The sequence below is a fragment of the Candidatus Egerieousia sp. genome (genome assembly GCF_056211015.1).
This window is the reverse complement of sequence record NZ_JBAELF010000056.1, coordinates 1-12067: the sequence shown is the minus strand read 5'-3', so window position 1 is coordinate 12067 and position 12067 is coordinate 1. Positions and strand designations below refer to the sequence as shown.

10 protein-coding genes and 1 pseudogene are annotated in these 12067 nt (G+C 48.2%); 7 read left to right on the top strand and 4 right to left on the bottom strand.

From position 1 onward, the window contains the following. Together AC06L3_RS04175 and AC06L3_RS04170 are read left to right on the top strand one after the other, a co-directional pair. Nucleotides 1–524 (top strand): annotated as a pseudogene (locus AC06L3_RS04175) (PD-(D/E)XK nuclease family transposase); the annotation flags it as partial. After that, nucleotides 521–1804: a purple acid phosphatase family protein gene (locus AC06L3_RS04170; RefSeq protein WP_475669362.1), complete on the top strand. Its 1284-nt coding sequence runs from the start codon at nt 521–523 to the stop codon at nt 1802–1804. The pseudogene AC06L3_RS04175 and the gene AC06L3_RS04170, both read left to right, overlap by 4 nt. Before the next feature lie 15 nt (nt 1805–1819). Here AC06L3_RS04170 and AC06L3_RS04165 read toward each other — a convergent pair whose 3' ends face one another. The 4 genes from AC06L3_RS04165 to AC06L3_RS04150 all read right to left on the bottom strand — a co-directional run bounded on the left by AC06L3_RS04165 (nt 1820) and on the right by AC06L3_RS04150 (nt 5133). Next, nucleotides 1820–3469, bottom strand: coding sequence for a potassium/proton antiporter (locus AC06L3_RS04165; protein ID WP_475669361.1), 1650 nt, complete (start codon nt 3467–3469; stop codon nt 1820–1822). Between the two features lie 4 nt (nt 3470–3473). Next, nucleotides 3474–3929, bottom strand: coding sequence for a hypothetical protein (locus AC06L3_RS04160; RefSeq protein WP_475669360.1), 456 nt, complete (start codon nt 3927–3929; stop codon nt 3474–3476). 218 nt (nt 3930–4147) lie between these two features. Further along, nucleotides 4148–4546 carry a hypothetical protein gene (locus tag AC06L3_RS04155; RefSeq protein ID WP_475669359.1) on the bottom strand — a complete coding sequence of 133 codons (399 nt, stop codon included), beginning with the start codon at nt 4544–4546 and terminating at the stop codon, nt 4148–4150. Nucleotides 4547–4551: 5 nt separating this feature from the next. Then, on the bottom strand, nt 4552–5133 hold the full coding sequence (locus AC06L3_RS04150) for a MarC family protein (protein ID WP_475669358.1): 582 nt from the start codon (nt 5131–5133) through the stop codon (nt 4552–4554). Between the two features lie 817 nt (nt 5134–5950). Here AC06L3_RS04150 and AC06L3_RS04145 point away from each other — a divergent pair. The 5 genes from AC06L3_RS04145 to AC06L3_RS04125 form a co-directional block, all read left to right on the top strand. Continuing rightward, on the top strand, nt 5951–7399 hold the full coding sequence (locus AC06L3_RS04145; protein ID WP_475669357.1) for a pseudouridine synthase: 1449 nt from the start codon (nt 5951–5953) through the stop codon (nt 7397–7399). Nucleotides 7400–7407: 8 nt separating this feature from the next. After that, on the top strand, nt 7408–8289 hold the full coding sequence (gene era / locus AC06L3_RS04140) for a GTPase Era (protein WP_475669363.1): 882 nt from the start codon (nt 7408–7410) through the stop codon (nt 8287–8289). Between the two features lie 59 nt (nt 8290–8348). Next, the gene (locus tag AC06L3_RS04135; RefSeq protein ID WP_475669356.1) at nt 8349–11006 is read left to right on the top strand and encodes a DNA gyrase/topoisomerase IV subunit A; all 2658 of its coding nucleotides are present in this window, start codon (nt 8349–8351) and stop codon (nt 11004–11006) included. Nucleotides 11007–11032: 26 nt separating this feature from the next. Beyond that, the gene (locus AC06L3_RS04130; RefSeq protein WP_475669355.1) at nt 11033–11662 is read left to right on the top strand and encodes a shikimate kinase; all 630 of its coding nucleotides are present in this window, start codon (nt 11033–11035) and stop codon (nt 11660–11662) included. A 225-nt stretch (nt 11663–11887) separates the two neighbouring features. Continuing rightward, nucleotides 11888–12067 (top strand): helix-turn-helix domain-containing protein (locus AC06L3_RS04125; protein WP_475669354.1); only part of this gene is annotated, 180 nt, incomplete at its 3' end.

Sequence of the window (12067 nt, the reverse complement as noted above, 5' to 3'; positions counted from 1 at the left end):
AGGTGTTGCAAATCTTTATTGAGTTGCCTAAATTTGCTGGCAGTCTGCAGGAAATCAACGAGCATACACCATTTTTGGAGAAGTTGTCATACGTCCTTATGGAAATGGCCGACTGCGCCGATATTCCGGACAATCTCAACGCCCCTATGCTGGAACGCTTGTTTAAAGCTGGTGACACCGCTAAGATGAAACAGGACACCAAAGACAGTTATATGAGATCCATCCTCGGGGAGGCCGAATACGAAGCCAATCTTGAAGACTGGAAGGAAGAGGGTCTTGCTGAAGGTCGTGCTGAAGGCCTTGCAGAACGTCGTGCTGAAGGCCTTGCAGAAGGTCTTGCTGAAGGCCGTGCGGAAGGTCTTGCAGAAGGCCATGCAGAAGGCCGGGCAGAAGGCCGGGCTGAAGGAGCGGCTGAAAGCAAGTGCAAGATAGCCCGGAAAATGAAGGCTGAAGGCCTTGCTCCAGAAATAATTGCCAAATGCACAGGCCTGACCATTGCTGAGACAGAAAGCTTATTGCCATGATACAAACCATTCTTTCACTTCCAATACTTCTGATTCATTTCATTGTTACCAATCCCGGTGAGGATGCCTCCAGACAGATCAATGTGAACTGGCACTGCAGCGAGCCGGGGAGCTGCATGCTGCTGATGAAGGATTATGAAACCATCGCTGTGAAAGCTGAGGAGAAATTGTGGTCCTACCCGAAAGGGGATTCTCTGTTTCAGCAGCAGAGGTATGTGTGCTCGGTCTCGCTGGATAATCTGGAGCCGGGAACCGATTACAGTTACAGGATTGCAGCAGGGAAGGATACGAGTGACGTGCGTTCCTTCACAACGGCGAGCGGTTCCAGGTCCTGGAATTTTCTGGCTTTCGCGGATTTTCAGCATGCGTTCAATGAACAGGCGCACAAGATTATTGCAAAGGGTATGGAATTCAGCGCAGGCCTCAATGCCGGGACTGGTTCCGGCCGCACAAAGGCTGGCAAGGCGGTGTCGGGAAGCCAAGCTGAGAGTGCTCCGCTGGTCATCTGCAGCGGCGATATGATTGACACGGGCGCAAATGAGGAATCGTGGAGATGGATTCTTGGCACGCCATTGTTCGGCAGGTTCATATATGCCGCGGCACCCGGTGACCACGAGTTCTGGGGAGTGAAGCCGGCGGGCGAAAAACATATCCCCCAGATGGAAACGCCTGCAACATACAACGCAATTTTCAACAATCCCAGGAACGGTGTTGAGGTTTACAGGAATTCCAACTATTATTTCTATTACAACAACGTGCTGTTCGTAGCGCTGACACTGGGCGATTCCAACACTTTCCTTTGCGGCAACTTCATACTCGAGGCAGAGTGGTTCCGCAAGACAATCCTTCCGCTGAAAGGAAGCTACGACTATCTGGTGGTCTTCGGCCACAAGTCCGTTTTCGGCTCCTACAAGGAGGACAGGGGAGTGCGCAAGTATCTTTCCCCTATTTGGTACCCTGTCTTCACCGAGGCCGGGGTTGACCTTGTGGTGAGCGGGCACGATCACATGTACTCCAGAACCTATCCGCTCAAGGATGATTCAGTTTCTTCCACCGGCGATGGCACGTTCTATCTTGATCTGGGCTCTTCAGGCAACAAGTACCGCGAGCCGGACGAAGGCCTTTACAGCGATGGTCTGCACGCAAAGGTCCTGAACCTGAAGGCGGAGCCGCAGACTCTGGGCGCCTCCGTTTCAGTGGACAGGAAGAGGATGGAAGTACGCGTGTTCAACCTCAATGGAGAAGTTGTTGATTCATTTGTTGTTCCGCGCAAGCGATAGGACCGGCTGCAGTGGTTATAGCTCTGCATTCACAAAGAGTATGTCTCCTGAATGAATGAGCGTTCCGCCATCGGGGATGATTGATTCCTCGCCTCTGAGTATCATAAGAATCTGTTCGCTGTTTCCGGCATTGTAATCGGAAATGCTGCGTCCCTGCCATTTGCTGCCGTCATTGACCTCCTTTTCAATAATGTGCAGTTCCTTGTCGCTGGAATATGACTGTGAGCAGAAAATGACTATGTCACCGGCGTTGATTGTGGTATTGCCATCAGGTATTATCCTGATTTTCTTTTCCGGATCCGTTGCGGACGGTTTTACCACCCTGCATATCAGGAGACCTTTCGGAAGCTTCGTTTCCTTGAGCTGCACTCCGTCCCATCTGCCGCCGCGCTCTATTGTCAGTTTGCCGAAATGGATTGTTGTTTCATCTTCAAAATCGCTGAAGGACTTCATCACGTCGTTGCTTGTGTCAATCATGTCAAGTTTGCGTGAAACTTTCGGTATCAGCGTTCCTTCAATCCCTATTGATATGAGAACTATGCAGAACACTATGCTGAAAATATCGTTTTCAATTCCCGCACAGCCCGCGCTGGCAATGATTGCGAATACAATGGATGATGCTCCGCGCAGACCTGCGAAATTTATCAGAAGCTGTTGCTTCAAGGGATATTTCCTGAAAGGGGTGAGGATGGCTCCTGCTGCAATTGGCCTTGCAAGGAGCAGCAGCACCGCTGTTATCACTATCGCCGGTGGAAAAGCATTCCATAAAGCATGGGGTCTGGCAAGCAGGCCAAGGATGAAGAATATTATCATCTGCATAAGGCCGTTGATTCCGTCAAAGAATCCTACAAGCTTCCTTCTGCCGTGGAAAGTGCTGTTGCCCATGATGATTCCAACAATGTAAGCGCTCAGGTAGCCGTTTCCGCCGAGAATGTCCGGGAGGGAATATGAAACTATGGCAATGGCGAACACCATAAGGGAATCGAAGCCGGAAGTCGGGAATGACATGCGTCTCATAAGGAACAGTCCGGCCTGTGCAATGAGCAGACCGCAGACTGTTCCAATGACTATCTGAGCGAATATCATCCATATTATATGCCCGGCATCTGTGTTTCCATTGATTACTGAAATCATTACGGCCGTGAGCATGAATGCCGCAGGGTCGTTGGAACCGCTTTCCACTTCAAGAATGGATGCTGTGTTGTTCTTCAATGAAAGCCTGTTGTTCCTGAGTATGGAAAACACGGAAGCGGCATCCGTTGAACTCACAACCGAACCGAGAAGGAAACTCTCAATCCAGCTCCAGTTCAGTGCATAGTGGCAGAAGAGCCCGGTTAAAAAAGCAGTGGCAAATACACCCAGTGAGGCCAGCAGAGCGGACGCGAGCGCAACGCTTTTCGCACTCTTCCATCTTGTTCCGAATCCTCCATAGAACATTATGAAAATGAGTGCAACGGTGCAGACATCGGAAGCGTATTTCCGGTCATCGAGATATATGGGTATGTGTCCCACATTGCCGCAGGCTATTCCAAATACTATGAACGCCAGCAGCATTGGAAGTCCTCTTCTGGTTGAAGCGCTGTTGAGCAGGACGCATACGAATATTATTATCCCAAGTATCAGTACAGCGGCGCTGAGGCCGGCTCCGTTGGCTATGGATGTCATTGTTTTAGAGTTTTAAATCGTATTTGGCAAGGGTGTTGAGCTGGGCTTTACTGATTTGTGTCAATTCGCACTGGGCCTGGCAGACACCTGAAGAATAGTCGAACAACTGGGCATACATACTTGGCTCTCCCTTGAGATAATATATTTCAAGCACCATTCCTCCCTGTCTTGAGGGATTGAGCTCAAGTGTGTCTGACTTTCCCTCTATGTATTCTGCAATTTCAGCTTTACATTCCTGCGGCAGCATGTAATCCTTGAGAGAGAACATTCCTTTTTTGCCCGGCAGTATGTAACCGGTCTTGTAGAATGGCAATATGCACAGACCTGTAAGAACAATGCAGACTCCGAGGCCTGAAAGTGATGGAACAATGATTGAAAGTATTATGCCGGCGGCAATGATGCCCCAGTTGACCAGATGGTCGGTGAATCTGTATACGTGTTTTGCTTGTAAAGTATTCATGTCTTTTGTTATGCAAGCGGTTTGTCTTGTTGAACATAGCCTGGACCGTGCGCCACTTGCAACAGTTTTACTGTTCGCACAATCCGGGTCTTGTAACGTAGAATGAATGCAAAGGCCATTGAATCCGTCAGGAATGATGAAAAACAAGTTGGTAGGATTCCTGAAAGATTACCAAGCTGGTTTCTGAGAATGACTTTGCATTGAATACAGAATGAATACTATAAGCGCAACTGGCAGATTGAGTGGATGTATCTGCCTGTGGAACGGATTCCCGAAGCGAATTGCCTTATTTCTATTTGGAAGGTGCAGAAAGTGTGCTTGTTGGCAACCTTTCCAGCCTTTATTGTTCTGGATGATGATTTGCTTGAGTTCTGAACTCTTCTTGACGAACCGTTTGACCTGAAGCAGGATGTGCTGCTTGCATCCTCGCTGGATAAACAGGGATTCCCCGAAGGGGTGAGGCCAACGTGCTTTATATTTGAAGCAGTGTTATTGGAATAGTCCACCTGCGCAAATACAGCCCTGTACGGAATGACTGCGCTTTTCTCCACGGTTTTCAGATTGCCGCTGAGAAAAGAGGACAGAATGAACGTGATTATGACCAATAAACTGCGCATGACAATTACAGATTCTGGAGAAGGCCGCCAAGGTTGGTGGTGAGAAGTTTTACACCGATTGCAAGCAGAATGACTCCGAAGAATTTCCTGAAGATTGATATGAGAGTCTTGCCAAGAATGCGTTCGAGTTTGTCAATGTTGCTCAGAACCAGATAATCTATGACAATGTTTATTAACAGTGCTACGAGAATGTTCAGAGGGGCATATTCGGCGCGCAGGGATATTATTGTGGTGAGCGCTCCGGGACCTGCAATGAGAGGGAAGGCTATAGGAACCACTGTGGATCCGCCGGAAGCTGGGTCATTCTTGAAGATTTCAATGCCGAGTATCATTTCAAACGCCATTATGAACAGGACAATGGAACCGGCAACGGCGAATGAATTGATGTCAACGCCAAAGAGGCTGAGGGCCGCATCTCCGAGGAAATAGAACACTATGAATATTCCCAGGGATATGAGTGTGGCCTGAAGAGGACTGAATTTGTTGCCGCTCTGCTTGAGCGAGAGGAAAATAGGAATTGACCCCGTGATATCTATGATAGCGAACAATACGAGAAATGCGCCGGTTATTTCTTGAAGTGAAAGCATTTATGAACTGATGCGTTAATATTCGTTTTAATATATGCGGTTTGCAAAAATAATCACCGTTGAGCAGAATTGCAAACAACTGACGTTGGCAGAGGCTCGTTTCCTTCTCCGCTCCTGAGGAATACGGCTATGCAGTTTTTATATCCGCTTGTTTGCAGGTAATGCGCCTTGCAAAAAAAAATGCCTTTCCTGAGCAAAATTTTTTTGCAAGCCGGTCACCTGCTACCTCAGATTCTTTCCGCAAGTCTTCGCATTCCGCAGGTTCGCACCCTCCGTTAGGCCGCTGATGCGGCCCATGTTTGACTGCGGCAGTCACTTCATCTGAAAAACTTCGCCTTACCCGGGCGAAGCTTTTTCATATTCCAGTGCCTTGCTGCCATCGTGCTGAATACCCTTCAACAATGGGGCATTGAGCACACTTGGCCAGGGAACGAATGGTCTGGCAACAGCGGAAGCGCCAATGGAGCCCTTGAAAGCTCCATGTAGTGCTTCATGCTGTAGACGCTGGCTTGGGTATAAGGCCAGCGGCGGTGCCGCATTGCTTCGCCAATCCGCCTCTTCATTCCGTACAGGATTTGCCCTTTTCCTGTACGAAACGCCTGATTTTTCCTATTCCGTACAGGATTGCCCCCTTTTCCTGTACGGAATGTCCGATTTTTCATGTTCTGTATAATAGAAAATGGCTTGTTCTGTTTGTTTATGGTTGAGTGGCTTTTGCGAATTGTATTCAGCGCGCTTGATACTGTGGTTGTGTTATTTTTTGAATTTGTAAAAAAGAGTTACCTTTGGCAGTTTTTAGATTTATACACATATTTTAATGAAAGACATTGAAAATCAGTTGAGATCTGCCAGCCGCAAGGCATCAGGCAGTGGCGCACGTTCAGCCGGGAGAGGCTCAATGTTCGCCGGTTTGGAAAGTTTGGAGAGTTTTGACGAGGAAAAGCCTAGGTCAAGTCGACCTCGCAGAGATGATTCAGTTGAGGAGAGACCAAGAACAAGAAGGGCTCCTCGCAGAGATGATTCAAGTGAGGAAAGGCCAAGGGCAAGAAGGTCGTCAAGGAGTGAGAATGATGGCGAAGAGAGACCAAGGACAAGAAGGGCTCCCCGCAGAGATGGCTCGGATGAAGAAAGACCAAGAGTAAGAAGGTCGTACAGAAGCGAGAATGAAGGAGAGGAGAGACCAAGAACAAGAAGGGCTCCTCGCAGAGATGGCTCGGATGAAGAAAAGCCAAGGGCAAGAAGGTCGTCAAGGAGTGAGAATGAGGGCGAAGAGAGACCAAGGACAAGAAGAGCTCCTCGCAGAGATGGCTCGGATGAAGAAAGACCAAGAGCAAGAAGGGCCTACAGAAGCGAGAATGAAGGAGAGGAGAGACCAAGAACAAGAAGGGCTCCTCGCAGAGATGATTCAAGTGAGGAAAGGCCAAGGGCAAGAAGGTCGTTCAGAAGCGAGAATGAGGGCGAGGTAAGAAAGCCAAGAACCAGAAAGACATTCAAGAACGAGGAACTGGAGGAGAAGCCTGTAGTTGCCAGGAAGAAAAGAATATCCGATGAAGATGTTGAGAGATTGAACAAATTCATTTCCAACAGCGGAGTTTGCTCAAGACGTGAGGCGGACAAGTACATCCAGGCAGGTTTGGTAAGCGTTAACGGTGTTATTGTAACCGAACTCGGCACAAAGGTGAAGATGGGAGATGACGTGCGTTTCAACGGCGAGAGACTCAGAGGAGAGGAGAAAGTTTACATCCTTATGAACAAGCCTAAGGATTTCGCAACAACCGTAAGTGATCCTCATGCAGACAAGACGGTTCTGCAACTTATTGAGAACAAGGTTAGTGCAAGGGTATATCCGGTTGGCAGGCTTGACAAGGCAACAACCGGTGTCCTCCTCATTACCAACGATGGTGATCTGTCTGAAAAACTTACACATCCTTCTTACGAGAAGAAGAAGATATATCAGGTTACGCTTGACAGGAATTTCAAGGCAAATGACTTCAGCGTCCTGCTCGAAGGTATAACACTTGAGGACGGACCGATTGCGGCCGATGACCTGTCATACGTTGGAGAGGACAAGTCCGTTGTTGGCGTTGAGATACATTCAGGCAGGAACAGGATTGTAAGAAGAATGTTCGAGCATCTTGGTTACAAGGTTAAGAAGCTTGATAGGGTATATTTTGCAGGCCTTACAAAGAAGAACCTCAGACGCGGCGCCTGGCGTTTCCTTACCGAGCAGGAGATTACTATGCTCAAGATGAACTCATATAAATAATGGAAGCCATGGGACACAAGGCAGGTTTCGTAAATATAATAGGCAACCCTAACGTTGGCAAGTCAACCCTTATGAATGCCTTTGTTGGGGAGAAGCTTTCAATAGTTACTGCAAAGGCCCAGACCACCAGACACAGAATAATGGGTATAGTCAACGGAGATGACTATCAGATGGTTTTCTCCGATACCCCCGGCATTCTCAAACCAAGCTATATGCTCCAGCAGAGCATGCTGGATTTCGTTGACGGCGCAATAGGCGATGCAGACATCATACTCTATGTGACCGACGTTGTTGAGAAAGCCGACAAGAACATTGAGTACGTTGAGAAGCTCAACAAGGTTGAATGTCCGGTGCTTCTGGTAGTAAACAAGATAGACGAATCTTCGCAGGAAGAGGTGCTCGCACTTGTTGAGCAGTGGCATGAGCGAGTGCCAAAGGCTGAGATCTTTCCGGCCAGTGCAAAGGAGAAATTCAACCTTGACACAATATTCAACCGCATAAGGGAACTGCTTCCACAGCAACCGCCTTGGTATGACAAGGATGTTTTCACGGACAAGAGCATGCGTTTCTTCGCTTCCGAAATCATAAGGGAGAAGATTCTCCTGAACTACAGTCAGGAAATCCCTTATTGTACGGAAGTTGTGATCGAGAGTTTCCAGGAGGGGGAGGATATGTACCGGATAGAGGCCGTGATAAATGTCATGAGAGAGTCTCAGAAGGGCATTATCATAGGTCCCAAAGGCATGGCACTCAAGAAGGTGGGCATCCAGGCCAGGAAGGATATGGAGGAATTCTTCCAGAAGAAGATATTCCTGAGCATGTTCGTTAAGGTTGATGCCGGCTGGCGTGAGAACAAGAAGGAACTCAAGAAGTTCGGATACATCCAGTAGCTTGTGTAACTATCGCCAGTGTAAAATTATTATTAATAAGTAAGTTCACAGAGATAAAGATGGCAGAGGATTTTGATGATATCGAGTTGGTTGAGGAGGAGGAAAAGCAGGAGGAAAGCAGGTTCAGCAAGTTTACCGCCGATACTTCCGGAAGCAAGTACAAGCTTACTGGTATGTATCAGGACTGGTTCCTGGATTATGCTTCATACGTTATTCTGGAAAGGGCGGTGCCGCACATTACCGACGGCCTGAAGCCTGTGCAGAGGCGTATCCTTCACGCAATGAAGATGATAGATGACGGCCGCTTCAACAAGGTTGCCAATATCATAGGCCAGACCATGCAATATCACCCGCACGGAGACGCCTCGATAGGGGAGGCTCTGGTGCAGCTTGGCCAGAAGGAACTTCTCATTGACTGTCAGGGTAACTGGGGTAACATTCTCACTGGCGATAGTGCAGCTGCTCCTCGTTACATCGAGGCCCGTTTGAGCAAGTTTGCGCTTGACGTTGTCTTCAATCCCAAGACAACAGAGTGGATGAGCTCCTACGATGGAAGGAATCAGGAGCCTGTGAACCTTCCGGTGAAGTTCCCGCTTCTGCTTGCGCAGGGAGCCGAGGGAATTGCCGTTGGTCTTGCTTCAAAAATTCTTCCTCATAATTTCAATGAACTGATTGATGCCGCCATTTCCTACCTGAAAGGAGAGGAATTCCAGATATATCCGGATTTCCCAACCGGCGGTCTGATGGATTGCACTAAGTACAACAACGGACTTCGCGGGGGTACAATCAGGGTGCGCGCAAGGATAGAGAAGATTGACAAGAAAACCATTTCCATTACCGAAATACCTTTTGGCAAGACAACCGCAACCATCATTGACAGCATAATCAAGGCGTCTGAGAGAGGCAAGATAAAGATCAGGAAAGTTGATGACAATACGGCCAAGCATGCCGAGATTGTAATAACCCTTCCAAATGACGTTTCGCCCGACAAGACAATTGACGCTCTGTACGCATTCACGGACTGTGAGGTGTCAATCTCGCCGAACTCCTGTGTGGTAATGGACAAGCATCCTCACTTCATGGGGGTTGACAAGATCCTCAAGTACAATGTGGACTACACCGAGCGCCTGCTTCAGACAGAACTGGAGATAAGACTGGGAGAACTCGAGAGTGAGTGGCATTATTTCTCTCTGGAGAAGATATTCTTTGAGAACAGGGTATATCGTCTGTTGGAGAACGATTCCAGAAGCTGGGAGGTACAGCTCGACGAAATATACAAGCGGATGCTTGATTTCCAAAGCCTTGTGCTCAGGCCTATTACAATGGACGATATCAACAAGCTGGTTGAGAAACCGGTCCGCAAGATATCCAAGTTCGATGTGAAGGAAGTTGAGAACAAACTTGCCAAACTTGAATCCGAGATTGCCAAGGTCAGAAAGGATCTCTCAGACATCGTGGGCTTCACCATCAAGTACTACAAGGCGCTCAAGACCAAGTACGGCGAGAATTATCCAAGGCTTACAGAAATATGCAGCTTCGAGAACATTGAGGCAACAAAGGTTGCGGCATCCAATGCCAAGCTGTATTTCAACAGGGCCGAGGGCTTTGTTGGAATGGACCTCAAGAAGGACGAGGATGCTGAGTTCATCTGTGACTGCTCGGACATTGATGACGTTATTGTATTCACCAAGGATGGCAGGTTCAAGGTTTCAAGAATCACTGACAAGGCTTTCTTCGGCAAGAACATAATATACGCAGGCATTTACGTAAAGAACGATAACAGAACCATTTACAATGCCGTTTACCGCGATGGCAAGGCAGGCAACGTGTATGTGAAGAGATTTACTGTGCCTGCTGTGACCAAGGACAAGGAATACGATCTCACAGCCGGTTCCCCTGATTCAAGCGTTCTTTGGTTCACGGCCAACCACAACGGCGAGGCTGAAATCATCAAGGTGTTCCTCAGACCGAATCCAAAAGTGAAGAAACTGATTTTCGAGTACAATTTTGCGGAACTTGCAGTCAAGGGACGCACCGCAAGAGGAAATACTCTTACCAAGAATTCAGTCCACAAGATACAGCTCAAGTCAAAGGGCGTTTCCACCATCGGAGGCAAGAAAATATGGCTTGACACCGATGTGAACAGACTCAACGACCAGGGCCACGGAATGCTTCTGGGCGAGTTCCACGGCGACGACCAGATACTTGCCGTGTTCAAGGACGGAACCTACTACACAACAAACTACGACCTGAGCAACAGATATCAGGGCGAAATAGAACTCATCTGCAAGTTTGACGAGAGCAGGACTTACAGTGTCCTCTACTTCGATGGTGAAACCAAATTCATTTATGTGAAACGCTTCAGTTTCGAGAAGTCCGACAACATGCCTCAGAGTTTCATATCTTCTGCCAAGGGCTCTTCGCTGATAGCAATCACCGCCTGGGATGAAGCAAAGATGGAAGTGGTGTACGGCGGACGGCACGAGGGGCGCGGAAGCGAAATCATAGACGTTTCCGAATTCATTGGCAAGAAGGGCTTCAGGGCAAAGGGCAAGCGTGTTTCATACTATGATGTGGAGCGCGTTGAGTTCATGCCTGAGCCAGAAGAGGAGCCGGAGGAAGAAATGGCTGAGGCTGGAAATGCCGAAGATGACAATAGCCAGATGGATGTTGACGAACTGTCGCTCTTTGATGAGGATTCGCTTTCATTGTTCTGACAAGCCGTTGGGTTGAAACTACACTTATGATCATAGCACTTTGTGGATATATGGGTGCCGGCAAGAGCACGGTTGGCAAGTATCTGGCTAACCTGCTGTATGCTCCTTTCGTTGACCTTGACGAGTATATCTGCAAGCGTTCCGGCAAAAGCATACCTGAAATTTTTTCCGAATCAGGAGAGAGCGCTTTCCGCATTCTGGAACAGCAGTGCCTGCAGGAACTGATATGCAAATATGAAGAAGGTTGTTCCGCCTCATCTGTTGGTGTCAGCGATTGTGATATGCCATCCGGAATGATTGCCAAAGGACTGGAAGATGAATTCGAAATACTGAACAATGAGTGCGAGGCTGAAAAGGTGTCATGCGTGCTGTCGGTGGGCGGCGGAACACCAACGACCCCTGCATGTGCTCAGTTGCTGCGGACACGGACTGTTTGCTTTTATCTGAAGGCATCACCGGAGTCCGTTCAGAAAAGGCTGTGGAAGAATCATTCCCGGCGGCCACTGCTGGCAGGAAAAAACAAAGAGGAACTATTCGACTACGTTGCCACTATGATGGCTGAGCGCGACCCCGCCTATCTGGCCTGCTCACATCATGTAATTGCTGCATCGAACAAATCCCTGGCCACCATAGCCCTGGAGATAGCAAATTTCTAAAATCAATGGCTTGTGGTCTGTGCTTCCATAGCTTGCAAGGATAATTCACTGTTTCCATAAATGCAAGTCAGGAGGAAAGGATTGCGGGTCAGGCCCGCAATGACGCAGAATGGCTCGCAATGACGGGAGTATTCGTACAACGAACGGATATTTGGTATTTCAGTTATTTTATAGTATTTTTGCCGAAAATAGGTGATATATCAGTTATCATATAAGAGCGGCGGTATGACAAATTTTGACACAATTGCTCTATTGGGCCAGAGGTTCAAGGCTTATAGGAAGGCCCTTCATATGTCACAGAAACAGCTGCACAATAAGACAGGTGTGTCCCTGTTCACGATAAGCAGCTTCGAGAACGGCAATGGACAGGGGCTTTCCCTCTCCCACTTGCTTTCCCTTCTGAAT